The sequence below is a fragment of the Bradyrhizobium sp. USDA 4538 genome, assembly GCF_024171045.1.
In the GTDB taxonomy this organism is placed as follows: Bacteria; Pseudomonadota; Alphaproteobacteria; order Rhizobiales; family Xanthobacteraceae; genus Bradyrhizobium; species Bradyrhizobium australafricanum.
Map to the genome: position 1 here is coordinate 5,877,232 of NZ_JALJZE010000001.1, position 25,921 is coordinate 5,903,152.

Annotated in this window: 16 protein-coding genes; 5 read left to right on the forward strand and 11 right to left on the reverse strand. The window is 64.9% G+C overall.

The features are described 5' to 3' along the window. Positions 1 to 3 precede the first annotated feature (3 nt). From glgB to J2R78_RS26635, 3 genes are read right to left on the reverse strand one after another with little or no spacing between them, the layout of a single operon-like run. On the reverse strand, positions 4 to 2,151 hold the full coding sequence (glgB, locus tag J2R78_RS26625; RefSeq protein ID WP_253607430.1) for a 1,4-alpha-glucan branching protein GlgB: 2,148 nt from the start codon (positions 2,149 to 2,151) through the stop codon (positions 4 to 6). Next, the gene (treS, locus tag J2R78_RS26630) at positions 2,148 to 5,453 is read right to left on the reverse strand and encodes a maltose alpha-D-glucosyltransferase (RefSeq protein ID WP_253607431.1); all 3,306 of its coding nucleotides are present in this window, start codon (positions 5,451 to 5,453) and stop codon (positions 2,148 to 2,150) included. The genes glgB and treS overlap by 4 nt, the downstream gene beginning before the upstream one ends. Positions 5,454 to 5,463: 10 nt before the next feature. Then, positions 5,464 to 7,413 (reverse strand): maltotransferase domain-containing protein, encoded by a 1,950-nt coding sequence (locus J2R78_RS26635; protein WP_253607432.1) that lies wholly within the window; start codon positions 7,411 to 7,413, stop codon positions 5,464 to 5,466. Between the two features lie 203 nt (positions 7,414 to 7,616). Here J2R78_RS26635 and malQ point away from each other — a divergent pair, with 203 nt between their 5' ends. Both malQ and J2R78_RS26645 read left to right on the forward strand, forming a co-directional pair. Then, on the forward strand, positions 7,617 to 9,563 hold the full coding sequence (gene malQ, locus J2R78_RS26640) for a 4-alpha-glucanotransferase (protein WP_253607433.1): 1,947 nt from the start codon (positions 7,617 to 7,619) through the stop codon (positions 9,561 to 9,563). An 18-nt stretch (positions 9,564 to 9,581) separates the two neighbouring features. Then, positions 9,582 to 11,390, forward strand: coding sequence for a glycoside hydrolase family 15 protein (locus J2R78_RS26645; protein WP_253607434.1), 1,809 nt, complete (start codon positions 9,582 to 9,584; stop codon positions 11,388 to 11,390). A gap of 359 nt (positions 11,391 to 11,749) precedes the next feature. Here the strand turns inward: J2R78_RS26645 and J2R78_RS26650 are convergent, their stop codons facing one another. The 8 genes from J2R78_RS26650 to J2R78_RS26685 form a co-directional block, all read right to left on the reverse strand. Next, on the reverse strand, positions 11,750 to 12,553 hold the full coding sequence (locus J2R78_RS26650) for an HAD family hydrolase (protein WP_092085690.1): 804 nt from the start codon (positions 12,551 to 12,553) through the stop codon (positions 11,750 to 11,752). Next, positions 12,550 to 13,038, reverse strand: coding sequence for a gluconokinase (locus J2R78_RS26655; RefSeq protein WP_256558949.1), 489 nt, complete (start codon positions 13,036 to 13,038; stop codon positions 12,550 to 12,552). The genes J2R78_RS26650 and J2R78_RS26655 overlap by 4 nt, the downstream gene beginning before the upstream one ends. A 28-nt stretch (positions 13,039 to 13,066) precedes the next feature. Further along, the gene (gene pgl, locus J2R78_RS26660) at positions 13,067 to 13,819 is read right to left on the reverse strand and encodes a 6-phosphogluconolactonase (RefSeq protein ID WP_253607436.1); all 753 of its coding nucleotides are present in this window, start codon (positions 13,817 to 13,819) and stop codon (positions 13,067 to 13,069) included. A 1-nt stretch (position 13,820) separates the two neighbouring features. After that, positions 13,821 to 15,314, reverse strand: a complete 1,494-nt coding sequence (zwf, locus tag J2R78_RS26665; protein WP_253607437.1) for a glucose-6-phosphate dehydrogenase — start codon at positions 15,312 to 15,314, stop codon at positions 13,821 to 13,823. Positions 15,315 to 15,343: 29 nt separating this feature from the next. Beyond that, on the reverse strand, positions 15,344 to 16,327 hold the full coding sequence (gnd, locus tag J2R78_RS26670; protein ID WP_168856930.1) for a phosphogluconate dehydrogenase (NAD(+)-dependent, decarboxylating): 984 nt from the start codon (positions 16,325 to 16,327) through the stop codon (positions 15,344 to 15,346). A 12-nt stretch (positions 16,328 to 16,339) separates the two neighbouring features. Next, positions 16,340 to 19,186: a bifunctional transaldolase/phosoglucose isomerase gene (locus tag J2R78_RS26675; RefSeq protein WP_253607439.1), complete on the reverse strand. Its 2,847-nt coding sequence runs from the start codon at positions 19,184 to 19,186 to the stop codon at positions 16,340 to 16,342. A gap of 217 nt (positions 19,187 to 19,403) precedes the next feature. Then, positions 19,404 to 19,850 carry a DsrE family protein gene (locus J2R78_RS26680; protein WP_253607441.1) on the reverse strand — a complete coding sequence of 149 codons (447 nt, stop codon included), beginning with the start codon at positions 19,848 to 19,850 and terminating at the stop codon, positions 19,404 to 19,406. A 55-nt stretch (positions 19,851 to 19,905) separates the two neighbouring features. Next, positions 19,906 to 20,523, reverse strand: a complete 618-nt coding sequence (locus J2R78_RS26685) for a hypothetical protein (RefSeq protein WP_253607443.1) — start codon at positions 20,521 to 20,523, stop codon at positions 19,906 to 19,908. 497 nt (positions 20,524 to 21,020) lie between these two features. On the opposite strand from J2R78_RS26685, the gene J2R78_RS26690 reads away from it, so the two are divergent. From J2R78_RS26690 to J2R78_RS26700, 3 genes are all read left to right on the forward strand, one after another. Then, on the forward strand, positions 21,021 to 22,964 hold the full coding sequence (locus tag J2R78_RS26690; RefSeq protein ID WP_038382967.1) for a PrkA family serine protein kinase: 1,944 nt from the start codon (positions 21,021 to 21,023) through the stop codon (positions 22,962 to 22,964). Positions 22,965 to 23,072: 108 nt separating this feature from the next. Continuing rightward, positions 23,073 to 24,341 carry a YeaH/YhbH family protein gene (locus J2R78_RS26695; RefSeq protein WP_076823957.1) on the forward strand — a complete coding sequence of 423 codons (1,269 nt, stop codon included), beginning with the start codon at positions 23,073 to 23,075 and terminating at the stop codon, positions 24,339 to 24,341. A 4-nt stretch (positions 24,342 to 24,345) separates the two neighbouring features. Beyond that, positions 24,346 to 25,890, forward strand: coding sequence for a SpoVR family protein (locus J2R78_RS26700; RefSeq protein ID WP_253607445.1), 1,545 nt, complete (start codon positions 24,346 to 24,348; stop codon positions 25,888 to 25,890). The last annotated feature ends 31 nt before the right edge of the window (positions 25,891 to 25,921 follow it).

The window sequence follows — 25,921 nt, forward strand, 5'->3', positions numbered from 1 at the left end:
CAATCAGCTTTCCGGTACGAGGAAGATCGCAGCCAGCGGCGGAATGGTCAGGCTCAGCTCGGGCGTGGCGTCCTCCGATGCGCGCACCTCGCCGACATTGCCGACATTGGTGCCGCCGTAATGCGCGGAATCCGAGTTGAACACCTCGTGCCACTTGCCCGCGAACGGCACCGGGACGCGATAGTTGCGGTAGACGTTGGGTGAGAAGTTCGCGATCACGAGGCAGCGTGCGCGCTCAGCATTGCCCTTGCGGATCCAGGCAAACACGTTGTTGTTGGCATCGTCGGTGATGACCCATTCGAAGCCGGCCTGGTCGCAGTCGAGCTCGTGCAGCGCCGGCAGCGCGCGATAGAGCCGGTTGAGGTCGCGGACCAGGTTCTGGATGCCGCTGTGCCTCGGCTGTTGCAGCAGATGCCAATCGATCGAGTAGTCGTGATTCCACTCGCGTTCCTGGCCGAACTCGCAGCCCATGAACATCAGCTTCTTGCCGGGGTGGCCGAACATGAAGCTGTAATAGGCGCGCAGATTGGCAAAGCGCTGCCAGTCGTCGCCGGGCATGCGGCCGAGGATCGAGCGCTTGCCGTGCACCACCTCGTCGTGGGACAGCGGCAGGATGAAATTCTCCGAGAAGGCGTAGTGCAGGCCGAACAGGATGTCGCCGTGATGGTATTTGCGGTGGATGGGATCCTTGCCGATATATTTCAGCGTGTCGTGCATCCAGCCCATGTTCCACTTGTAGCCGAAGCCGAGCCCGCCATACTCGACGGGACGCGACACCTGCGGCCATGCGGTGGATTCTTCCGCCGCCGTCGTCGCCTGCGGAAAATGCGCGAACAATTCGGTGTTGAAGCGGCGCAGGAAGTCGATCGCCTCGATGTTCTCCCGGCCGCCATATTTGTTCGGAATCCAGCCACCGGCGGGACGGCTGTAGTCGAGATAGAGCATGGAGGCGACGGCATCGACGCGCAGCCCGTCGATGCCGTAGCGATCGAGCCAGAACAGTGCGTTCGACACCAGGAAGTTGGTGATTTCGGTGCGCCCGTAATTGTAGATCAGCGTGCCCCAATCGAGGTGACGGCCCTGCAGCGGATTGGCGTGCTCGTAGAGCGCGGTGCCGTCGAAATTGCCGAGCCCGTGCGGATCATCGGGGAAATGCCCGGGCACCCAGTCGAGCAGCACGGCGAGCCCTGCGCCGTGGCAGGCGTCGATCAGCGCGGCGAAATCGTCCGGCGAGCCGAAGCGGCTGGTCGGTGCGAACATGCCCGTCGGCTGGTAGCCCCAGGAGCCGTCGAACGGATGCTCTGATATCGGCAGGAATTCGACATGGGTAAAGCCCATGTCGCTGGCATAGGCCGGCAGCTGCTCCGCCATCTCGCGATAGGTCAGCCACTCGTTCCGCCCCTTGCGCCGCCACGATCCGAGATGGACCTCGTAGATCGACATCGGCGAGCTCAGCGCGTTGACGCGATCCGGCGCCGGGCGCGGATGCGGGATCTTGCGCTCGTCGATCACGATCGAGGCGGTCTTCGGGCGCACCTCGGCGGCGAACGCCAGGGGATCGGACTTCAGCGGCAGATGCTGGCCGTTGCGCCCGATGATCTCGAACTTGTAGTGGTCGCCGACCCTTGCACGCGGGATGAACAGTTCCCAGTAGCCCGGGCCGCGCACGCGCATCGGGTGGCGGCGGCCATCCCAGAAGTTGAAGTCGCCGACCACGCTGACCCGGCGCGCATTCGGCGCCAGCACCACGAAGCCGATGCCGTCGACGCCGTCGAGCGTCATCGGATGCGCGCCGAGCGTGTCGTAGACGCGCTGATGGGTGCCTTCCCCGAGCAGATAGAGATCGAAATCGCTCAGGATCGGCGGAAAGCGGTAGGCATCCTCGAGCTCGACGACGTTGTTACCGAAGCGGGCGCGGAGCTGGTAGCGCGTCGAGCCGTTCGGCAGGGGGCCTGCGAACAGGCCGGCGTCATGGATTCGCGCCAGCTGTGCGGTCTCGCCATGCTCGCCGATCGCCTCGACATTGCTGGCATCGGGCAGGAAGGCGCGCACGACGTTGCGATCCCCCTCGGGGTGAAGCCCGAGATAGTGGAAGGGGTCGGAGTGGCGGCCCTCGATGATGGCATAGGCCTCGGCGGGCAGTTTGCTCATGCAACCTCATGCGGCTGTTGCGCCAGGATCCTCAGCAGGCCGGTGAGCGGCACCCGCAGCCAATCCGGCCGGTTGGCCAGCTCATACTCGATCTCATAGAAGGCTTTCTCAAGCAGGAAAAAATTGAGCAGGCGATCGGCCGTCTTGGCGTCGGCGGGCCACAGCCGCTGGCCGGCCACCGTCTCGCGATAGGCCGCCAGCAGGGTATCCGCGGCCTGGTCGCGCCATTCGGCCAAGGCGAGGCTCAGCCGGCCGCTCTCGTCGGGGGAGACCTTGAGCGTGCGTTCCAGCGCGGCGGTCGCCGCATAGTCGATCGAACGGATCAGGCCGGCGACGTCGCGCGCCGGCGGTGCCTTGCGCCGCCGCTCGGCGATGGTGCGGCCCGGTCCGCCGTCGAAATCGATGATGAAGACGTCGTCCTTGACCACCAGCAACTGACCGAGATGCAGGTCGCCGTGATGGCGGATGTTGAACCCGTCGGTTTCTCGCGGCAGCAGTGCCTTGAGCCGCTCCGGCAGCGTGTCGTGCTGGGCCTGCAACTGATCGGCCAGCAGCCGGTCGGCCTCCTTCAGGGAGCCGCGCCGCTGCTTCAGCGTATCGAACACGCGCTCGGCCCGCGCCATGATCTCGTCGGCCCAGCGCTGCAGGTCGTCGGGCTTGGTCGGCTCGGGCGCGAAGTCCGGCAGGTCGCGGTTGCTGGCGAGCGCCAGATGCAGCTCGGCGAGTCGCTTTCCGCTATGCGACATGTGGCGCAGATAGGTGGCCTGGTCGCCGTTCTCCACGGGGTGCTCGCTCACTGTCAGCAGGCGCTGCCGTTCGACCAGGCGGTCGAGGTGTGCGCCTGCGATGGTCCAGAGGTCGCCCTGGTTGACGACCATCGCATGCAGGACGGCGATGGCGCTGCGCTTGTCGCCCTCGATCAGCTCGGCGGTGCCGAGCAAGGCAGGGGTGTTCGGAAAGTTGACCACCTCTGTGAGGAAGCGGCCCATCTCGATCTCCGGATTGATGCCGACCTCGAGCTTGCGGTAGATCTTGGTGACATATTCGTTGTCGACCAGCGCGGTCGAATGCGGCTGGTCGTTCTCGAACACCCGGATGCGCTCGGGCTGCCGCACCGGCCGGTCGGAGAAGCGGCTGGTCGGCCGGAATTCGAGCTTGAGGCCTTGCTCGCCTTCGTCGACCGTGAGGTTTTCCCGCAGGTTGCGCAGGAACAGGCCGGTGAAGATCTGGTCGGTGGCGACATCGAGCAAGGTGCCCTCGCGCGCGCCCTGACGTATCGCGGCGAAGGCGCGCGGGTTGTAGCGCTCGCGGTCGAAGCGTACCCACTCGATCTGCATCGGCAGCACGTAGCGGCTGGTGGTGCCGCGCTGCGTGGTCTCGAAGAAGGCGAGCCACGGCCGGTTGTCGCCGATGTCGCAGAACGGGATCGCGGAGACCAGCATCGGCTGGATCGCGCTCGCGGATCGTTCCGGATACCAGCGCGTGCGGGCGAGATGGCCGGGCAGCACGTCGTGCTCGAACACGCCGCGGGTGCGCGCCAGTGACATCCAGGTCGAATTCAGCGGCACCACCAGCGTCTCGAATTCCGGCACCGCGCGCGGCGTCACCGGCTCGGACTTGTCGCGCTCCTGCAGCTGGAACCAGTAGAAGCCGTATGGCGCGAGCGTGATCATGTAGGGCAGCTCGCCGATCGCCGGGAAGCGCGTGCGCCCGAGCATCTCGAGCGGAATGCGGTCCTTGAAGGCGGAGAGGTCGAGCTCGGTGGCCTGCGCCGACCGCGACAGATTGGCGACGCACAGGATCGCCTCACCCTGGTACTGGCGCACATAGGCCAGCACCGAGCGGTTCTCCGGGCGGATGAAGGTCATGGTGCCGCGCCCGAAGGCAAGCGTCGACTTGCGTACCGCGATCAGCCGCTTGGTCGCCGACAGCAGCGACGACAGGCTGCGCGACTGCGCCTCGACATTGACGGATTCATAGCCGTAGACCGGGTCCATGATCATCGGCGCGTAGAGCCGCGCCGGGTCGGCGCGCGAGAAGCCGCCGTTGCGGTCCGGCGACCACTGCATTGGCGTCCGCACGCCGTTGCGGTCGCCGAGATAGATGTTGTCGCCCATGCCGATCTCGTCGCCGTAATAGATGATCGGCGTGCCCGGGAACGACAGCAGCAGCGAGTTCATCAGCTCGATCTTGCGTCGGTCGTTGTCCATCAGCGGCGCAAGGCGGCGGCGGATGCCGACATTGATGCGGGCGCGCGGATCGTTGGCGTAGGTCGACCACAGATAGTCGCGCTCGACGTCGGTGACCATTTCGAGCGTCAGCTCGTCGTGATTGCGCAGGAACAGCGCCCACTGGGCAGCGGCGGGAATGTCGGGCGTCTGCCGCAGGATGTCGGTGATCGGAAAGCGGTCTTCCTGGGCGATCGCCATGTAGATGCGCGGCATCAGCGGGAAGTGATAGGCCATGTGGCATTCGTCGCCATGACCGAAATATTCCTGCACGTCCTCCGGCCATTGATTGGCTTCGGCCAGCAGGATCTTGCCCTTGGCATAGGCGTCGAGCTCCTGGCGCAGCCGCTTGATGATGGCATGCGTCTCCGGCAGGTTCTCGTTGTTGGTGCCGTCGCGCTCGCACAGATAGGGAATGGCGTCGAGCCGGAAGCCGTCGACGCCGGTGTCGAGCCAGCGCTTCATCACCTGCACGATGGCGCGCACCACGCGCGGATTATCGAAATTCAGGTCCGGCTGGTGCGAGAAGAAGCGGTGCCAGTAGAACTGACCGGCCTCCGGATCCCAGGTCCAGTTCGACTTCTCCGTATCCGTGAAGATGATCCTTGTATCGAGGTATTTCTGGTCGGTGTCGCTCCAGACGTACCAGCTGCGCGCGCTCGAATTCGGCGGGCTGCGGCGCGCGCGCTTGAACCACGCATGCTGGTCCGAGGTGTGGTTGACGACCAGCTCGGTGATGACGCGCAGGCCGCGCTTCTTGGCCTCCTGGATGAAGCGCTTGAAGTCCTTCATCGTCCCGAAATCGGGATTGATGTCGCCATAGTCGCCGATGTCGTAGCCGTCGTCGCGGCCGGGCGAGGGATAGAACGGCAACAGCCACAGCGCGGTGACGCCGAGCTCCTGCAGATAGCCGAGTTTCTCCGTCAGCCCCGCGAAGTCGCCGATGCCGTCATTGTTGCTGTCGGCAAATGCCTTGACATGCAGCTGGTAAATGATCGCGTCCTTGTACCACAGCTGGTCCGCAGTCTCGGTTGCGACCTTCTCCTGGGTATTGACGGAGGAGAATACGTTCATGACGGCTCCTTCAGGCGACACAGCGCAGCAGCAACGCGGGATCGCGCGCAGGATCTATACGTAGACGGATGCCTCCCCATTCGAGCGCGTGACGCTCTCCGGTGACAAGGTCTTCCACTGCCGAGACGGGGCGGCGGGCATCGCCACGGCCGACCATGACGTCGCCGAGCGGCAGCCAGACCTCACGCAGCTCGGCTGACAATGCAATCGCGGCCGCGATCACGTTGCCCTGATCGACTGCCTCCTTGATGAAGCCGATCACACCGCCGTCATCGACACTGATAAAGCGCAAATTGGCGAATTGTTGCAGGGCCGGATTGCCGCGCCTGATCCGGTTGAGAGCCGCGATATAGGGCTTGATGTTCCCCGGCTGCTCCCAGTTGCGAACCCTGATCTCGTACTTCTCGGAGTTGAGATATTCCTCGCGGCCGGGCACCGGCGTGTGCTCGAGCAATTCGAAGCCGCTGTAGATGCCATAGCTGCTTGAAAGCGTCGCGGCCAGCGCGAGACGCGACTTGAACATCCAGGATTCGCCGCTTTGCAGGTGGAAGGGCAGGACGTCCGGTGTGTTGACGAAGAAATTCGGCCGAAAGAAGTCACGCTCGGGATAGGAGGTCAACTCGCCGAGATATTGTTCGAGCTCGAAACGCTGCGTCCGCCAGGTGAAATAGCTGTAGGACTGTGTGAAGCCGAGCTTGGCGAGGCCCTTCATCAGTTTCGGGCGCGCGAAGGCTTCCGCGAGGAACAGCACGTCCGCGTCGCGGTCCCGCACCTCGCGGATCAGCCACTCCCAGAACGCCAGCGGCTTGGTGTGCGGATTGTCGACCCGGAAGATCCTGACGCCCTGTTCGACCCAGAACAGCACGACGTCGCGCAGCGCGCGCCACAGGGCGCCGGCGTCTTCGGACCCGAAATCCGGATTGACGACATCCTCCCAGCGCTGCGGTGGATGCTCGGCCGTGCGCATCGATCCGTCCGGGCGCCGCTTGAACCACTCTGGATGCTCGGTCAGCCAGGGATGATCGGGGGAGCACTGCACGGCGAAATCGAGCGCGACCTCGAGGCCATGCGCCTGGCATGCCGCCACGAAGGCGCTGAAGTCGTCGAGCGTGCCGAGTTCCGGATGCACGGCGTCGTGGCCGCCCTCGGCTGCGCCGATCGCATAAGGGCTGCCGGGATCGCCCGCCTGCGCGATCGCGGCATTGTTGCGGCCCTTGCGGTGCTGCCGGCCGATCGGATGGATCGGCGCGAGCAGGACGACGTCAAAGCCCATCGCGGCGATGTCGGGAAGCCGCGCGATGCAGTCGTTGAAGGTTGCATGCATGCCCGGTGTCTTGCCCTGGCTGCGCGGAAACATCTGGTACCATGCGCCGCTGCGCGCCCGCGGGCGATCCGCGGTCAGCGGGTAGAGCTGCGATCGCATCAGGTCGCGGCGAAACTGGCTGCCGGCCATCGCCTCCCGCAATTCGGGCGCGAGCAGCGCACCTGGTTCGCCGGTCTGCAGAAAGATTTCGCACTGCCTGATGATGACGGCCGCCGCCGCCGGGCTGCCGGCCTGCGCCTGGGTCAGCATGCCCGCGCCTTCGAGCGCGTCCAGCGTGTGATCGCTGCCGTCGCGCGGCGTCTGCTCGAAACGATGCCGCCAGCTGGCGAATTCATCGGTCCAGGCCTCGATCGCGAACGCGTAGCGGCCGGGCCGGTCGGGCACGAAGACGCCGCCCCAGCGGTCGTCGCTGTGCGCCGTCATCGGCGCGACCTGCCATTCGCTGTCGCCCTCGCGCCGCCACACCAATGCCGCCGATATCACGTCATGTCCGGCACGGTAGATGTCGGCCCACACTTCGACAGGTTCGCCCACAATGCGCTTGACCGGAAAGCGGCCGCCATCAACCGACGGATAGACATCGGTGATATGAAAAGTGCCATGGGCACTCTCGACAGGCCGGAGGGTTTTGTTCACGGTGATGCCGCCATTAAAAATGCAAATGACGTCCCGGCGCCGGGAAGGAGGCGCGCCAGACCCATATAGAAAGCCGCTCGCCGGGCAATGGTTCCCGGTGGGAACGCCGGATAGGGTAGAGCGTTGAACATCAACTATCCCTTTCCCGTATCTGTACAATTTAGCAACGATCCACCAACCGTTGCGAGCAGGCAGCGTGCCGAATGGACCTTTACGCCAAAGCCCAGACCCTGGGAATCCAGACCGAGTATATCGATGGCAGCGGTCACCGCCGTGTGACAACCCCCGAGGCGCTCACGGCGATCCTCGACGCGCTGCCGCCGCAGGCGCCCCGTCGGATCATCGCCGATCCGGTGGTGGTCAGAGGCGGCCAGGCTGCGCAAACGCAGCTCTCGGAAGCTGCCCGGCTTCCGGTGCAATGGAAGCTTGCGAATGGCACCGGGGTGCTCGCGCAGGGCGAGGCGCGTGAGCGCAGTGTGACGTGGCCGTCAGGTCTGCCCGAAGGCGTGCACCGGTTGCAGCTATCGGACGCCTCTGGCAGCGAGGAACTGCCGCTGCTGGTGGCGCCGCACGGCGCCTTCGGCGGCGAGTTCGACCGCTGCTGGGTGATAGCGGTGCAACTCTACGGCGTGCGGTCAGCGCGCAACTGGGGCATCGGCGACTTCACCGACCTGCAGCACCTGCTCGAATTCGCCCACCGGCTCGGCGCCGACGGCGTCGGGCTCAATCCGCTGCATGCGCTGTTCGACGATCGGCCCGGCGATTGCAGCCCGTACTCGCCGAACAGCCGGCTGTTCCTCAATGGGCTTTACATCGACGTCGAGCAGATTCCCGAATTCCGCGTCGATGCCGAGACCAAGGCCGCGCTGGCACCGCTCCGCAGCCACGACATGGTCGACTATGTCGGCGTCGCGGCGCAGAAATGGCCCGCGCTGCGCGCGGCGTTCGCGGCCTTCAAGGCCAACCCGGGCCTCGGCCGCTGGCAGGATTTCGAGGCCTATCGCAACGAGCAGGGCACGCTGCTGTCGCGCTTCGCCTGCTTCGAGGTGATGCGGCACAAATTCAACACGCCGTGGTGGGAATGGCCGGACGAATGGCGGCAGCCGAGCGACGCAGCTTGTGCAAAATTGCGCCGCTCGCGCGACTCTGCCGCCGAGGTCGAGTTCGTCGAATTCGTGCAATGGACCGCGGACCGTCAACTCGGCGCCTGCCAGGCGCTGGCGCACAAGCGCGGCATGCGGGTCGGGCTTTATCTCGACGTCGCCGTCGGCGTGCAGTCGGACGGGTTCGACGCCTGGAATGAGCAGATCGCGATCTCGCGCCATCTCGGCGTCGGCGCGCCGCCTGACCCGCTCAACACGGCGGGCCAGGACTGGGGGCTTGCCGGCTTCAATGCTGCGGGTCTTGAACAGCGCTCGTTCGAGCCGTTCAGGCAGATGCTGCGCGCCTCGATGCACCACGCCGGCGCGATCAGGCTCGACCACGCGTTCGGGCTGAAGCGGCTCTATCTGGTGCCGCGCGGCTTCGGCCCGGCCAATGGCGCCTATGTGCTGATGCCGTTCGAGGCGCTGCTGGCGGCGACCGCGCAGGAGAGCGTGGCGAGCCGCTGCGTCGTGATCGGCGAGGACCTCGGCACCGTACCTCCCGGGTTCCGCGAGCAGATGAACGGCTGGGGCATCTGGTCCTATCTCGTGATGATGTTCGAGACCGACGACCGGGGCGTCTTCCGCAACGCCGACTACTATTTGCCGGATGCGCTGGTGACCTTCAACACCCACGACCTCTCGACCTATGCGGGCTGGCGTTCGTTCAGCGACCTCAAGACCAAGCGTGCGCTCGGGATCGATCCCGGCGAGACCGACGAGGGGCGCTGGCACGCGCTCGGCCAGCTCGACGACGTGCTGCGCCGGCACGATATCCACGCGAACGATTTCTATTCGGTGGCGAGCTTCCTGGCGCGGACGCGGTCGCGGATGATGGCGGTATCGATGGAGGACCTGCTCGGCATTGTCGAGCAGCCGAACATCCCCGGCACCGTCTACGAGCATCCGAACTGGAAGCGGCGGCTCCCGGTCTCGATCGAGCATCTCGCGTCGGCGATCGACGTCGACGCCCTCAAGCGCGCGACCCGCGAGCGCTCGCACACCTGACAACGCGGAGCGCAGCGCGTGGCCTCTCGTATCGAAGACTATGGACTGATCGGAGATTGCGAGACCGCCGCGCTGGTCGGCCGCGACGGCTCGATCGACTGGCTGTGTTGGCCGGCGTTCGATTCCGACCCCTGCTTCGCGGCGCTGCTTGGCACGTCGAGGAACGGTCGCTGGCTGCTGGCGCCCACTGGCGAGATCAAGCAGACCTCGCGGCGCTACTGGGACGATACGCTGATCCTGGAGACCCGGTTCGAGGTGGAAGGCGGCGCGGTCGCGCTGATCGACTTCATGCCGCCGCGCGGCAACGCCTCCGATGTGGTCCGCCTCGTTCGCGGCGTCAGCGGCCGCGTCAAGATGCGAATGGAGCTGGTGATCCGCTTCGGCTTCGGGGTCGATGTCCCATGGGTGCGGAAGAATCCGGATGGCGACGGGCTTCTGGCGATCAGCGGGCAGGACATGACCGTGCTGCGCACGCCGGTCGAAACCCGCGGCAAGGATCTGACCACGATCGCCGATTTCGAGGTCGGCGAAGGCGATACCGTGCCGTTCGTCCTGACCTATGGACCGTCCTATCACCCGGTGCCGGAGGCGATCGACCCTGAGGCTGCGCTGAAGGACACCGAGGAATATTGGCGGGAATGGTGCAGCCGCTCGACCTATGACGGCAGCTATCAACGCGCCCTCGTGATGCGCTCGCTGATCACGCTGAAGGCGCTGACCTTCAGGCCGACCGGCGGCATCGTCGCGGCACCCACCACGTCGTTGCCGGAAAAGCTCGGTGGCGCGCGCAATTGGGACTACCGGTTCTGCTGGCTGCGCGACGCCACCTTTACGCTGCTGGCCCTGATGAACTCGGGCTACACCGAGGAAGCGGCAGCCTGGCACAACTGGCTGCTGCGGGCCGCAGCCGGCGCGCCGGCCAACATGCAGATCATGTACGGCATCCTGGGCCAGCGACGCCTCCTGGAATGGGAGGCAGGGTGGCTGTCCGGCTATGAAGGGGCGCAGCCGGTACGCGCCGGCAACGCCGCGCATGCGCAACTTCAGCTCGACGTCTATGGCGAGCTGATCGACGCCTTCCATCAGTCCCGCATGGCCAAGCTGAAGCTCGACGAAGAGAACTGGTCGCTCGAATGCACCGTCGTCACCCATCTCGCCGATGTCTGGGATCAGCCGGATCACGGCATATGGGAACGCCGTGGCACCCCCAGACACTACGTGTTCTCCAAGGTGATGTGCTGGGTCGCCTTCGACCGCGCCATCAAGAGCGCGGAGCGGTTCGGCTTCAAGGGGCCGCTGGTCAAATGGCGGGTGCTGCGCGAGGCCATTCATCGCGACGTCTGCCGACGGGGCTTCGATCCCGGCCTCAACAGCTTCGTCGAGAGCTATGGCTCAAAGTTGCTCGACGCCAGCCTGCTGCTGCTGCCGTCGGTCGGCTTCCTGCCGTCGGGCGATCCGCGCATCCGCGGCACGATCGACGCGGTCGAACGGCACATGATGCGCGACGGCTTCGTGCTGCGGCACGATCCGCGCGAGGTGTCCGATGAGGTCCAGCCGATCGAGGGCGCGTTCCTGGCCTGCAGCCTGTGGCTTGCCGACGCCCATGTGCTGGCGGGAGATGTCGACAAGGCGCAGACCATGTTCGACCGCGTGGTGGCGGTCGCCAACGATCTCGGATTGCTGGCGGAGGAGTTCGATTCCGGTGCCGGCCGGCAGACCGGCAATTTCCCGCAGGCGCTGACCCATATCGCGTTGATCAACACCGCGCACAATCTCAGCGCCGCCAGGGCCGACGCCGAGAAGCCCGCGGTGCAGCGGTCGACTTAACCACCGCGGCGATGCCGCCCTCCGCCTTCCGCTTGCGGGACCGCCGCACGTGCGCGCTGCCAAAATATCGAAAACAACCCCATGCAAAGGAGCCGGCAGCTGCCGGCACTGGACCGGGCAACTTGACACGTCGGGCAAATCAGGAATATATTTCCAATATTCCGAAATCGTGCGAGTGTGATCGGCCGCCTCAGGAACCGCGGATTGGTCGGGTGACAGGTCTCGCCGTGGCAAATGGCCGCGTGATCAGCGTGACGCGATCACATGATCAATTTGACTCGATTGCGACGTGGCGGACTGTAACGGCGATCACGCTGCGCCCCGCGCTCGATCACGGGTGGGGCGATCGTTCGCACGCCTCAGCGAAGCTGCAACACCGTGTCCATCGCGCGTGCGAAACCGTCCTGCTCGTTGGATTCGGTGACATGGGTGGCGCGCGCCTTCACGTCATCGCTGGCATTGCCCATCGCGAAGGAGACGCCGCTTCGCGCGAACATCGGCAGATCGTTCTGCATGTCGCCGATCGTGGCGACGTTCTCCAGCGGCACGCCAAGGCGCTTCGCGATGCCCTCGACGAAGGTGCCCTTGTCGTGGCCCGGCGGGGTGACGTCGAGATAGTAGGTCTGCGAGCGGACCGCGGTGGCATCACGGCCGACCATCTGCTGCATCTCCGCCTCGCAGCGTTGCAGCAGGGCCGCATCCGAACTCGCGCCGACGATCTTGCAGGCCTGATCGAGATAGGGCGTGAAATCGCCGACGATGGTCGGATCATGCTTGATCGTGTGCTGCTCGTGGGCGGTGTACTCGCCGTCAGGATTCCGCGTCAGCCAGCGGTCGTTGGTGAACAGCCAGATGTCGACGTCGCGCTCGCGCAGCATGTCGATGCAGCGTTTTGCGACCGCGGCCGGGATCAAATGCTGCTCGAGGGGCTTGAGCTGCGGATCGACGATCGAAGAGCCGTTGAATGCGCCGATCGGCTGTGTGATCGCAAGCGGCGCAACCAGAAAGCCCATCCCGATCGTCGGCCGGCTGGAGACGATGGTGAAGCCGATGCCGGCCTCGTGCAGCCTGCGCACTGCCGCCCTGGCGCCGTCGGTCAAGGTCTTGTCCTTGGTGAGCAGCGTGCCGTCGACATCGGATACGACAAGGGCGATGCGGGTCATGTGCGGTCCAGCTTCAGTTGAGTGACGATGTCTTCGACGATGGTTTCGACCGGACGGTCGATCGCAACCGTGATCGGGCGTTCCTCCGGGGTCGGCGGCTCCAGCGTCTTGAACTGGCTGGCGAGCAGCCCCGGCGGCATGAAATGGCCCTTGCGCGCGCCGAGCCGCGTGGCGATCAGGTCCTGCGAGCCGTCGAGGAACACGATGCGGATATCGTCGCGGCCATGCACCAGGATGTCGCGATAGGCGCGCTTCAGCGCGGAGCAGGCGATGACGGCGCGTTCGCGGACGCCGCAGGTGCGGTCGATCTCGTCGGCGATCGCGCGCAGCCAGGGCCAGCGATCCTCGTCGGTGAGCGGCTGGCCGGAATGCATTTTGGCGACATTGCTTGGCGGATGAAAACTGTCGCCGTCCTCGAAGCGCCAGCCGATCCTGATCGCCAGGCGGTCGGCGATGGTGCTCTTGCCCGAACCCGACACGCCCATCACGACCAATGCGCAGGGGTTTTGTCCGTCACCCACGAAAGTCCTCCGGCAGCGCGGCCTGATCGATCAGCCAGACGGTCTCGCCCAGCGATCGCGCGCGATTTGCCGGCAGGTTCTCGCCTGCGAACAGGCGCGTCAAGATCGCGCGCTTGTTCTCGCCCGCCACCTCGAACAGCATCTCGCGGCAGGAGGCGAGGGCGGGCAGGGTCAGCGACACGCGCGGCACGAACGGCTCGACATTGGCCTTCGGCACGCCGACCACCCAGCGCTGGGTTTCCTCGACCGCGGGATAACCCGGAAACAGCGAGGCGGTATGGCCGTCGGGGCCGATGCCCATCAGTACCAGGTCGAACAGCGGCCGCTTCGGATCGAGCTGCTCGGCGCCGTAGAACGCCATCAGCTCGTTCTCGTACAGCGCCGCGCTGATGTCGGGATCCCTGAGATCGGCGGTGTCGGTCGCGATCGGATGGACATTCGCGGCCGGTGCACAGCGGTCGAGGAAGGCCTGACGCGCCATGCTCATGTTGTGCAGCTTGTCCTTGCGCGGCACCAGTCGCTCGTCGCCGATGAACCAGTCGACGCGGTCCCACGGAATCCTCGCGCGATAGTCTGGCGTCGCCAGCAGCTGGTAGAGCGCCTTGGGGCTGGAGCCGCCGGTGAGGCAGACGGCGATCCGGCCGCTGTTCTGGTCGATCCTGGCGATCACCCGCTCGGCGGCCGCCTGCGCCAGTGCCGCCGGATCGGCGACCGTGATGATCTGGCGCTTGCCGGTCGCGGTCATGTCAGCCCAGCTTCCGCCAGCTGCGGCCGTCGCGCGTCAGCAGCGCATTGGCGGCCTCCGGGCCTTCGCTGCCGGCCTTGTAGGGTTGCAGGCCACGGCCGCCGGCGCTCTTCCAGGCGTCGATGAAGGGCTGCACCGCCTGCCATCCGGCCTCGACGCTGTCGGCGCGCTGGAACAGCAGATTGTCGCCGATCATGCAGTCATAGATGAGTGTCTCGTAGCCGGTCGACGGCTCGGCCTTGAAGTAGTCCTTGTAGCGGAACTTCATCTCGACGCCGTCGATGTTGATGGTCGGGCCGGGTACCTTGGTGTTGAACTGCAGCTCGATGCCCTCGGTCGGCTCAGTGGAGATGACGAGGTAGTTCTGCGACAGGCGATCGACCGACGTGTCGCGGAACATAGCGAACGGCGCCTGCTTGAACTTGATCGCGATCTCGGTGCGCTTGGTGGTCAGCGCCTTGCCGGTGCGCAGGTAGAACGGCACGCCGGCCCAGCGCCAATTGTCGATGGTCAGCTTCAGCGCGGCATAGGTCTCGGTCGAGCTGTCGGGCCTGACGTCGGGCGTCTTGAGAAAGTCCTCGATCTCGGTGTCGCCGATCCGGCCGGCGCGATACTGGCCGCGCACCGAATTGTGCAGCGCCTCCTGTTCGCTCTGGGTCTGGATCGCGCTCAGCACCTCGGCCTTTTCGGAGCGCACCGCGTGGGCGTCGAACCGCGCCGGCGGCTCCATCGTCACCAGCGACAGCAGCTGGAACAGATGGTTCGGCACCATGTCGCGCAGCGCGCCGGTGGCGTCGTAGAAGCTGCCGCGATGACCGACGCCGAGCTTCTCGTCGACGGTGATCTGGATGTGGTCGATGTGGTTGCGATTCCAGATCGGCTCGAACATGCCGTTGGCGAAGCGCAGCACCAGGATGTTCTGGACGGTTTCCTTGCCGAGATAGTGATCGATCCGGTAGATCTGGTGCTCGTCCATCAGCTTCAGCAGCGCGGCATTCAACGCCCTGGCCGACGCCAGATCGGTGCCGAACGGCTTTTCGATGATCAGCCGCCGCCAGGCGCCGTTCTCTTCCAGCATGCCGGTGCGCCCGAGCTGCTCACTGATCGGCAGGAAGGCGCTCGGCGGGGTCGCGAGATAGAACAGCCGGTTGCCACCGGTGCCGCGCGCCGTCTCGAGCTTGTCGAGCCGTTCGTTCATGGCATCAAAGGAAGCCGGATCGCGCGGATCGGCCTCGATCGAGGTGACGCATTCGAACAGCCGCTTTGCGATCGCCTCGTCCACCGGGCGGGTGGCGAACTTGCGCAGCCCCTGCATCAGGCTGTCGGTCAGCTGCTCGCTCGACATGCCCTTGCGGACAATGCCGACGACGCAGAATTTGTCCGGCAGCAGATTGCCGGCGGCGAGATTGTAGAGCGCCGGGATGACCAGCCGGTGCGTCAGATCACCGGTGGCGCCGAAGATGATGAAGGAGCAAGGATCGGGTTTCTTCTGCACGTGACCTTCCGCGGTTCTCTTCAAGCTTTTTATGCCTTTTTCGGCGGCTCCTTGTGGCCGCCGAAACCTGCGCGCATCGCCGAGAGGATCTTCTCTGCGAAGGTGTGATCCTTGCGCGAGCGGAAGCGCGTGTAGAGCGCGGCCGTCAGCACCTCGGCCGGCACGGCCTCGTCGACCGCGGCATTGACTGTCCAGCGGCCTTCGCCGGAATCCTCGACAAAGCCGGAATAATTGTCGAGCGTGTGGTTCTGCGCCAGCGCCGATGCCGTGAGGTCGAGCAGCCAGGACGGGATCACGCTGCCGCGCCGCCAGACTTCGGCGATGTCGGCGATGTCGAGGTCGAAGCGATGCTCGGCCGGCAGCGCCTCGATATTGGCGTTCTTCAGGATGTCGAAGCCTTCGGCATAGGCCTGCATCAGGCCGTATTCGATGCCGTTGTGGATCATCTTGACGAAATGCCCGGCGCCGATCGGGCCGGCGTGAATGTAGCCCTGTTCGATGCGCGGATCGCGGCCCTCGCGGCCGGAGGTGCGAGGAATGTCGCCGATGCCGGGCGCCAGCGTCTTGAAGATCGGGTCGAGCCGGTCGACCACTTTCTTGTCGCCGCCGATCATCATGCAGTAGCCGCGCTCGATGCCCCAGATGCCGCCGCTGGTGCCGACATCGACGTAATGCAGCCCGCGCTCCCTGAGCGCCTTGCCGCGGCGGACGTCATCCTGCCAGAAGGTGTTGCCGCCATCGATGATGACGTCGCCTGGCTGCATCAGCTTCGACAGCGCCTCGATGGTGGCTTCGGTGATCTTGCCGGCCGGCAGCATCACCCAGGCGGTGCGCGGCGCCTCCAGCTTGAGGACGAAATCCTCCAGCGATGAGGACCCGATCGCATTGTCGGCGACGAGCGCCGCGACGGCCTTCGGATCCTTGTCGTAGACCACGGTGGTGTGGCCCTGGGTCATCAGGCGGCGGACGATGTTGCCGCCCATCCGCCCGAGGCCGATCATGCCGAGTTGCATCCCTCGCCTCCGTCAGTTCAGTGCAGCCGAGATCGCGGCATCGAGCGCCGCGAGCCCGGAGCTGAGATCGCCCTTGAGATGCACGCGCAGCGCCCGCCGGCCGCGCTCGGTGAGCACGTCGAAATCGCCGCGCGCCTGTGCCGCCTTGATCACGCCGAAGCTCGCCTTCTGGCCGGGCACCGGCAGGTCCGCCGTATCGTCGGTCGTGACCTGCAGGAACACACCGCTGTCGGGCCCGCCCTTGTAGGCCTGCCCGGTCGAATGCAGGAAGCGGGGACCGAACTCGGCGCAGGTCGCAAGGTGCCTTGCGTCGCGCACCTTCAGCCGCATCGCCTGCATGGCGTCGATGGTGTCGCCATCGCGCTCGATATAGGCGAGCAGGGCGACATAGTCGCCGCGGCCGGAGCGCGCGAGGTGCGCCTTGATCCAGGAGTCGAGATCGCCGTTCGCACCGGCCTTGCGCAGCTCCTCGGCGTTCTGCGCGTCGGTGTAGAGATCGACCCCGTCCGCCGACACCACCGGCTGTTCGGCCGGCAGCGACCCGGTCTTCTCGAACGCTGCCGTCAGTTCGCGGGTCTTGATCTTGGCGGCTTCGACGTCGGGCTGGTTGAACGGGTTGATGCCGAGGATCGACCCGGCGACCGCGGTCGCGATCTCGAAGCGGAAGAACTCCTGACCGATATGGTCGATCGACTTCATCACGATCCGAACCACGGGATGGCCGGCGGCCTCGAGCGCCGCGAGCTTGGCCTCATGCGCTGCATCGTTCTCGCCATCGGTGCGCAGATCGATGAAGAACCGGTCGTTGCCGTAGACCGCGGCGTCGCCAATCGTCTCGCCCTCGATCGGGATCAGGCCCTTGCCGTCCTTGCCGGTCGATTCCGCGATCAGCTGCTCGGCCCAGGCGCCGAAATCGGCAACGTCCGGCGAGGCGAAGATCGTCACCTTGTCGCGGCCTTCGAGCCCCGCGATGCCCATCGCGAGCCCGAGCTGCACGCCCGGGTTCTCCTGCGGCGGCACGTCGGCACCGCAAGAGCGCACCATCGCGAGCGTATGGCCGAGCAGGCTGCGGACGTCGATGCCGGCAGCGGCCGCCGGCACCAGACCGAACGGCGACAGCACGGAATAGCGGCCGCCGATCGCGGGGTCGCCGTAGAAGATGCGGGCAAAGCCCTGCTTGATCGCGACCTTCTGCAGCGATGAGCCCGGATCGGTCACCGCGATGAAGCGGTGGCCGGCCTTGTCCTTGCCGATCGCCTTCGCCACCCGATCGAAGAAATAGTCCTTCATCACGTTCGGCTCGGTGGTGCCGCCGGATTTGGAGGAGACGATGAACAGCGTCCTTGCGATGTCGACATACTCCTCCATCGCGCGCACCTGCGCCGGATCGGTGGAATCGAGCACGTGCAGCCGCGGGAAACCGGACCGGTGCGGGAAGGTCTGGGCCAGGACCTCCGGCCCAAGGCTCGACCCGCCCATGCCGAGCACGACGGCATCGGTGAAGTTCTGCCCCTTCACGCGCCGGGCGAAGTCCTCGTAGTCGGCGACATCAGCGGTGGCCGCGCTGGTGAGCCAGCCCAGCCATTTGTCCTCGTCGTCGCCGGTCCAGACCGATTTGTCCTTGTGCCAGAGCCTTCGGATCCGGGCGGAGGCGCGCCATTCCTCGGTGCTCTTCTCGACCGCCTTCTCGATGGTGGCGCCGAGCGCGAGCTTCTGGCGGTCGATGCCGCCGCCGAGCGAGGTGGCGCGCTTGTGGGCGACCGCGCCGTAGAGCTTGTCGGCCGCGTCGGCGAACAGCTTGACGCCGTCCTTGACCAGCTCCTCGGTAATCGCATCGAGCGAGATGCCGGACTTCTCCAGCTCTTCCAGCACGTGGCGGGCGTCCTCGACATTCTCCTCGAGGCTGTCGCGGACCTTGCCGTGGTCGCGGAAGGCATCGAGCGTTGCCGGCGGCACGGTGTTGACGGTGTCGGGGCCGATCAGCTCCTCGACATAGAGCACGTCGCTATAGTCCTTGTTCTTGGTGCCGGTCGAAGCCCACAACAGCCGCTGCGGCTTGGCGCCCTTGGCCGTCAGCTTGTCCCAGCGGTTGCCAGCGAACAGGTGCTTGTAGTCCTGATAGGCGAGCTTGGCATTGGCGATGGCGACCTTGCCCTTCAAGGCCGCGAGCCGCTCCTTTTCGTGCGGATCGTTGGCCTTGGCGATCTTCTCGTCGAGCTGCTTGTCGACGGCGGTGTCGATGCGGCTGACGAAGAAGCTCGCGACGCTCGCGACATGGGAGGGATCGCCGCCCTTGCCGACGTATTTCTCCAGGCCCTTGAGATAGGCCTCGGCGACCTGGCGATAGACCTTCTGCGAGAACAGCAGCGTGATGTTGATGCTGATGCCTTCGCCGATCAGGTACTCGATCGCCGGCAGGCCCTCGGGCGTCGCCGGCACCTTGACCATCAGGTTCTTGCGGTGGACGTCCTTCCAGAGCCGTTCGGCTTCCGCGATCGTGCCCTTGGTGTCCATCGCGAGATAGGGCGACACCTCGAGGCTGACGAAGCCGTCGCCGCCGTGGCTCTGGTCGTAGACCGGGCGCAGCACGTCGGCGGCGTGCTGGATGTCCTCGACCGCGAGGTGCTCGAACAGGTCGGCGACCGAGCGGTCGCCGTTCTTGAGGGCCTTGCCGATCGCCCCGTCATATTCATCCGAGCTGCCGATCGCCTTCTCGAAGATCGAGGGGTTGGACGTCACGCCTTTGACGCCGTCGGTCTCGATCAGCCGCTTCAGGTCGCCATCGGCGACGAAGCCGCGCGCGAGGAAGTCCAGCCAGACGGCCTGACGGTGATTTTCGAGTGCTTTGACGGGGTTCATGGGTGCCTGTTCTCGTTCGATCGAGGGTCGATTTTTGGGTTCCCGGGCAGCTTTCGGGGGCGGAGGGGGATTGTCAACATGGCGGGAGCCCCGGGCGGAATATCAGCATTTCCAAGGGATAACGCCATTCACAACAGTTCGATCCGCTCGGACGCAGGTGCGAGCAGACCCCCATCTCAGCACATTTTTATGACGCGTTGCGGCGCAGGACCGCGCGTCAGGGGCGCAGGTAGAGGTAACCCTGGGATTGCAGCTCGGCGAGGCGGACCACCCCGCCGCGCTCGGCGGCAACGAAGCCGGGGAGCAAGTCGGCGAGGCCGATGTTCTGCGATTTCATGGTGTTGCCGCAGGCGGCGAACTCGATCCCATCCTTGGTGAACCGCGCGACATGTTTTGACAGCTCGGGATTGGCGGCTGCTGAATGAAACGCCTTCAGCGCCCGGCCGTGCACCACCAGCGCAATCGTCACATTGCCGGGGCCGCCGACGCCGTCGAGATGGTTCTGGATGTTGCCGATCACGAAATTGACCTTGTCGAGGTCATCGAGGTGATAGACCACCTTCAGCTTTTGCGGCGGTGCTTCGGTGGCGGCGCCGGCCCGGGACGCTGCCAAGACGGCGCCGATCGCTGAAAGCGTGCCCCAGAGGATGCTGCGTCGGCGCATGGCGTCTCTCGCGCAATTATTGTTGATCCAGTTGTTGTCCCTTTGGGCAAACCTATCATTTGTGGCGGAGCGCAGCGAGTTCCTTGCGGTCGGTCACAAGTTCGGCGCATTCGCCCAAGTCCGCGCGATCGACGCGAAAGATCTTGTCGTCGGCGCCGGCGAACAGCGCTTCGCCCGCATCGTCGTCGGGCTTGTTGCGATTCCACACCATGATGCGGCCAAGGCGCGCAATCGCGGATTTATTGTCCTTGGACAACGCCACGGTGATACCGCCGCCCTCGCAATCCACGCCGCATTCGAAGCGTATTTCGTGGCCGGATTCGGCCACGATGGCATGATTGCAGTAGCCGCTGGAGTCGAAATTGCCAGGGCGGTGGCGGTACGCGACGCCGAGCCGGAATGAATAGTTGGTGGCCTTGTCCTCCGGAGCGTCTTCCGCTGACACCAGCAGCTTCATCGCGCTGACCTTCTGCTTCGGATGCTGCGCCAGATGATTTGCATCGTAGCGCCGCACGAAGCAGGCATAGGCTTTCGCGCCGGGCGGGCCCGCGAACATCCTGTTGTCGAAGGCGGCCGCCGCGGCCTTGTCGACGCCTTCCTGCGCCTGAACGGCTAACGGCGCGCCGGTCCAGGCGGCGGCTGCGAGTGCGACAACAAGGAGCGCCTGCTTCATGACCGGCTCGGGAATAGCCAGCGCCTTCAAGGTGTCATCTTTAAAGCGCGGCAATGGTGCCGCGCGGAACTGCGCGGGCTCGTTGCCTTAGTCGCGGCGACAAGGAGGCACGTTCAACCGCGGCTGAACGTTTGTTCATGAGAGTCTATGACGCGTGCATCTTGACGCCACGGCTGAACGGTCACACTTTTTCAGGGAAGCCCAACGTCCATCGCCGGACGGGAAGTTGCCCGCTCGGATGTCCGCTTCGGAGGCCTGGGCCCCGGTAAACCACGGATGTGGCGAGGGGGTTACAGCCACCAAAAACAAGGGGATATTGATGAACCATTAAGCTTCCTGCCTGTTGATAAGGCAGAGGCTGCACGCGCCGTGCATTGCCGAACTGAGTCGGTCGAGTGTCCAATGGACCCAGCGTGCCGACGCTGATTCGATCCTAGGACGCTCTTGTTACGACTCGTGTCAGTCGTGCGGCGATACATATCGTGGAGAGAGGGATCATGTACAACGATTCTTTGTTCAACGCCTTCGCAAGGTCGTTTGAAGCGCGAAGCCAGACCGACATGTCGATGGCCGAGTATTTGGAGTCGTGTCGAAGTGATCCGATGCGATATGCAAATGCGGCCGAGCGGTTATTGGCGGCAATCGGTGAGCCCCAGATGATCGACACGGCCAAGGACCCACGCCTTGGCCGTATCTTTTTGAACCGTACGATCAGGTCGTATCCGGCCTTCGCCGGCTTCTACGGCATGGAGGACACGATCGAGCGCCTCGTCGGCTTCTTCCGTCACGCCGCGCAGGGCCTCGAAGAGCGCAAGCAGATCCTCTATCTGCTCGGGCCGGTCGGCGGCGGCAAGTCATCGCTCGCCGAGCGCATCAAGGCGCTGATGGAGATTCATCCGATCTACGTGCTGAAGGCGGGCGACGAGCTGTCGCCGGTGTTCGAGAGCCCGCTTGGGCTGTTTGATCCCGAGACGCTTGGCCCGATGATCGAGGAGAAGTACGGCATTCCGCGCCGCCGGCTGAGCGGGCTGATGTCGCCCTGGGCCTACAAGCGGCTCGAAGCCTTCGGTGGCGACATCTCGCAATTCCGCGTCGCGCGCATCCAGCCCTCGAGGCTGCGCCAGATCGCGGTTGCCAAGACCGAGCCCGGTGACGAGAACAACCAGGACATCTCCTCGCTGGTCGGCAAGGTCGACATCCGCAAGCTCGAGACCTACGCCCAGAACGATCCCGACGCCTACAGCTATTCCGGCGGCCTCAACCGCGCCAACCAGGGCGTGCTCGAGTTCGTCGAGATGTTCAAGGCACCGATCAAGATGCTGCACCCGCTGCTGACCGCGACGCAGGAGGGTAACTACATCGGCACCGAGAACATCGGCGCGATTCCGTTCACCGGCATCATCCTCGCGCACTCCAACGAGGCGGAGTGGCAGAGCTTCAAGACCAACAAGAACAACGAGGCCTTCATCGACCGCATCTGCGTCATCAAGGTCCCTTACGTCCTGCGGGTCACCGAGGAGCAGAAGATCTACGAGAAGCTGATCCAGGGCTCCGAGCTTGCCGCAGCACCTTGCGCTCCGGCGACGCTGGAGACGATGGCGCGCTTCTCGGTGATGTCGCGGCTGCGCAAGCACGAGAACTCGACGCTGTTTGGCAAGATGCGGGTCTATGACGGCGAGAGCCTCAAGGAATCCGATCCGAAGGCGCGCAGCGTTCAGGAGTACAAGGACGCGGCCGGCGTCGACGAGGGCATGGACGGCGTCTCCACCCGCTTTGCCTTCAAGGTGCTCGCCTCGACCTTCAACCATGACACCACCGAAGTCGGCGCCGATGCGGTGCACCTGATGTATGTGCTCGAGCAGGCGATCCGCCGCGAGCAGCTGCCTGACGAGACCGAGAAGCGCTATCTCGAATTCATCAAGGCCGACCTCGCGCCGCGTTATGCCGAGTTCATCGGCAACGAGATCCAGAAGGCCTATCTGGAATCCTACGCCGACTACGGCCAGAACCTGTTCGACCGCTATGTCGACTACGCCGACGCCTGGATCGAGGATCAGGACTTCAAGGATCCCGACACCGGTCAGCTGATGAACCGCGAGCTCCTGAACCAGGAGCTGACCAAGATCGAGAAGCCGGCCGGCATCGCCAACCCGAAGGACTTCCGCAACGAGGTCGTCAAGTTCTCGCTGCGCTCGCGGGCCCATAACGGCGGCAAGAACCCGAGCTGGACCTCCTACGAAAAGGTTCGCGACGTGATCGAGAAGCGGATATTCTCGCAGGTCGAGGATCTGCTTCCGGTCATCTCGTTCGGCTCCAAGAAGGACGGCGAGACCGAGAAGAAGCACGGCGAGTTCGTCGAGCGGATGGTGGAGCGCGGCTATACCGAGCGCCAGGTCCGCCGGCTCGTCGAGTGGTACATGCGGGTGAAGCAGGCCGGCTAATGCGCGATCCGGAAAGCCGGCACCGGCTTTCCGTTTCGTCTCGTCCCGTCCAATAAAATGCGATGCGACTGTCATGATCGCATCCGGTGAGGCAGATGCAACGTGGTCATGCATATCGTCGATCGGCGGTTGAATCCGGGTAGCAAGAGCCTGGAGAACCGCCAGCGCTTCCTGCGGCGCGCCAAGGCGCTGGTGCAGGGGGCCGTCAAGAAGTCGTCACAGGACCGGGACATCAAGGATGTCCTGGAAGGCGGCGAAGTGACAATCCCGCTGGACGGCATGGACGAGCCGCGGTTCCGGCGCGAGGGCGGCACGCGTGACATGGTGCTGCCCGGCAACAAGAAGTTCGTCGAGGGCGACTGGCTGCAGCGCCCGAACCAAAGCGGCGCCAAGGGCTCCGGCGCAGGCGAGGGCGACAGCGAGGACGCCTTCCGCTTCGTGCTCAGCCGCGACGAATTCGTCGATCTCTTCCTCGACGACCTCGAACTGCCCGATCTTGCCAAGCGCAAGCTCGCGGAAACCGAAAGCGAAGGCATTCAGCGCGCCGGCTATGCGACCTCCGGCTCGCCCGCCAACATCTCGATCAGCCGCACGGTGAGCCGGGCGCTGGCGCGGCGCGTGGCACTGCGCCGGCCGCGCAAGGACGACATCGAGGCGCTCGAGGCGGAGCTTGCCGAATGCGATGACGATGCGCGGCGCCGCGAGCTGCTGGCGCTGCTGGAAGCGTTGAAGGCCAAGGCCAAGCGGATCCCGTTCATCGATCCGATCGACATCCGCTACCGCCGCTTCGAGACGGTGCCGAAGCCGGTGGCGCAGGCCGTGATGTTCTGCCTGATGGACGTATCGGGCTCGATGTCCGAGCACATGAAGGATCTGGCGAAGCGGTTCTATATGCTGCTCTACGTGTTCCTGAAGCGGCGCTACAAGCACGTCGAGATCGTGTTCATCCGCCACACCGACCGCGCCGAGGAGGTCGACGAGGACACCTTCTTCCATGGCCCGGCTTCCGGCGGCACGCTGGTGTCGAGCGCGCTGGTCGCGATGAACGATATCGTCCGCACCCGCTTCCGTCCGGCCGACTGGAACATCTACGCCGCCCAGGCCTCGGACGGCGACAACATGACCTCGGACAGCGCGCTGACCGGTCACCTCCTGACCGACAAGATCCTGCCGGTCTGCCAGTTCTTCGCCTATCTCGAGGTCGGCGAAGCCGCCAACTACACTTTCGACATGCCGGACTCCTCGCTCTGGACGCTCTATGAGCGTCTGCGCAACGAGGGCGCGCCGCTGTCGATGCGCAAGGTGAGCGAGCGCGGCGAGATCTTCCCGGTGTTCCAGGACCTGTTCAAGCGCCGCAGCAAGCAGGAAAGGGTGTAGCGTGATGGGTTCTTCCGGGGAGCGGCTGTTCGAGGGCGCCGATTGGGATTTCCAGACCTTGCAGCGGGTCCACGACGCCTGCGAGAAAATCGCGCGCACCGAGCTCGGGCTCGACGTCTATCCCAACCAGATCGAGGTGATCACCGCCGAGCAGATGCTCGACGCCTATTCCTCGGTCGGCATGCCGCTGTTCTACAAGCACTGGTCGTTCGGCAAGCAGTTCGCGTTCCAGGAAGCGTCCTATCGCAAGGGCCTGATGGGCCTCGCCTATGAGATCGTGATCAATTCCTCGCCGTGCATCTCCTATCTCATGGAGGAGAACACGGCGACGATGCAGACGCTGGTGATCGCGCACGCGGCGTTCGGGCACAATCACTTCTTCAAGAACAACTATCTGTTCAAGCAGTGGACCGATGCCGACGGCATTCTCGACTATCTGGAATTCGCCAAGGGCTATATCGCGGTCTGCGAGGACCGCCACGGCCGCGAGACGGTGGAGCGGACGCTCGATGCCGCGCATGCGCTGATGTCGCATGGCGTCGACCGCTATCCCGGAAAGAAGACGCTCGATTTGCGTGCTGAGGAGAAGCGAGCCGGCGAGCGCCGGCAGCACGAGGAAAGCGTGTTCAACGATTTGTGGCGGACGGTGCCGAACACCAAGGCCAAGAGCAAGGCTGCGCTCACGGCCGAGCGCCGCCGCGCGCTGCTCGGCTTGCCGCAGGAGAACATCCTCTATTTCCTCGAGAAGACCGCGCCGCGCCTTGCACCCTGGCAGCGCGAGCTGATCCGCATCGTCCGCCACATCGCGCAGTATTTCTACCCGCAGGGCCAGACCAAGGTGATGAACGAGGGCACCGCGACCTACGTCCATTACCGCATCATGAGCCGGCTGCATCAGCAGGGCCGGCTCACCGACGGCAATTTCCTCGAATTCCTGCAGTCGCACACCAATGTGGTGTTCCAGCCCGAATTCGACGACCGCCGCTATTCCGGCTTCAATCCCTACGCGCTCGGCTTCGCCATGATGCAGGACATCGAGCGGATCGTGAAAAATCCGGAGGACGAGGACCGCGAGTGGTTCCCCGATATCGCCGGCAAGGGCGACGTCGAGGGCGTGCTGCGCGAGATCTGGAGCAACTACCGCGACGAGAGCTTCATCAACCAGTTCCTCAGCCCGGCGCTGATCCGGCGCTTCCGCATGTTCCATTTGCACGACGACCCCGCGGAAAGCCAGGGGATCAAGGTCGATGCGATCCACGACGAGCGCGGCTACCGCCGGGTCCGCCGCGAGCTGGCGCGGCAATACGACGTCGGCTTCGTCGACGCCAATATCGAGGTCGTGGATGTCGATCTCGACGGCGATCGCCGCCTGATGCTGCGCCACACCACCGTGAAGGGCGCGCAGCTCAACGAGACCGACGCGCGGCGCGTGCTGCAACACCTCGCCGATCTGTGGTCCTACGACGTCGCGCTGACCGAAATCGACGGCACCGACAAGGTGCTGAAGGAATACGTCGTCAGCCCGCGCGCGGCTGCGGTCGCGGCGTGAGGATCACGCTCTCGCGATAATGAGCGCGGCG

Excerpts from the sequence above, each read along its gene's own strand:
- glgB (WP_253607430.1), bottom strand. The coding sequence starts at position 2,151 with ATGAGCAAACTGCCCGCCGAGGCCTATGCCATCATCGAGGGCCGCCAC.
- treS (WP_253607431.1), bottom strand. The coding sequence starts at position 5,453 with ATGAACGTATTCTCCTCCGTCAATACCCAGGAGAAGGTCGCAACCGAG.
- malQ (WP_253607433.1), top strand. The coding sequence starts at position 7,617 with ATGGACCTTTACGCCAAAGCCCAGACCCTGGGAATCCAGACCGAGTAT.
- J2R78_RS26650 (WP_092085690.1), bottom strand. The coding sequence starts at position 12,553 with ATGACCCGCATCGCCCTTGTCGTATCCGATGTCGACGGCACGCTGCTC.
- J2R78_RS26655 (WP_256558949.1), bottom strand. The coding sequence starts at position 13,038 with ATGGGCGTGTCGGGTTCGGGCAAGAGCACCATCGCCGACCGCCTGGCG.
- pgl (WP_253607436.1), bottom strand. The coding sequence starts at position 13,819 with ATGACCGCGACCGGCAAGCGCCAGATCATCACGGTCGCCGATCCGGCG.
- gnd (WP_168856930.1), bottom strand. The coding sequence starts at position 16,327 with ATGCAACTCGGCATGATCGGCCTCGGGCGGATGGGCGGCAACATCGTC.
- J2R78_RS26675 (WP_253607439.1), bottom strand. The coding sequence starts at position 19,186 with ATGAACCCCGTCAAAGCACTCGAAAATCACCGTCAGGCCGTCTGGCTG.
- J2R78_RS26680 (WP_253607441.1), bottom strand. The coding sequence starts at position 19,850 with ATGCGCCGACGCAGCATCCTCTGGGGCACGCTTTCAGCGATCGGCGCC.
- J2R78_RS26685 (WP_253607443.1), bottom strand. The coding sequence starts at position 20,523 with ATGAAGCAGGCGCTCCTTGTTGTCGCACTCGCAGCCGCCGCCTGGACC.
- J2R78_RS26690 (WP_038382967.1), top strand. The coding sequence starts at position 21,021 with ATGTACAACGATTCTTTGTTCAACGCCTTCGCAAGGTCGTTTGAAGCG.
- J2R78_RS26695 (WP_076823957.1), top strand. The coding sequence starts at position 23,073 with ATGCATATCGTCGATCGGCGGTTGAATCCGGGTAGCAAGAGCCTGGAG.
- J2R78_RS26700 (WP_253607445.1), top strand. The coding sequence starts at position 24,346 with ATGGGTTCTTCCGGGGAGCGGCTGTTCGAGGGCGCCGATTGGGATTTC.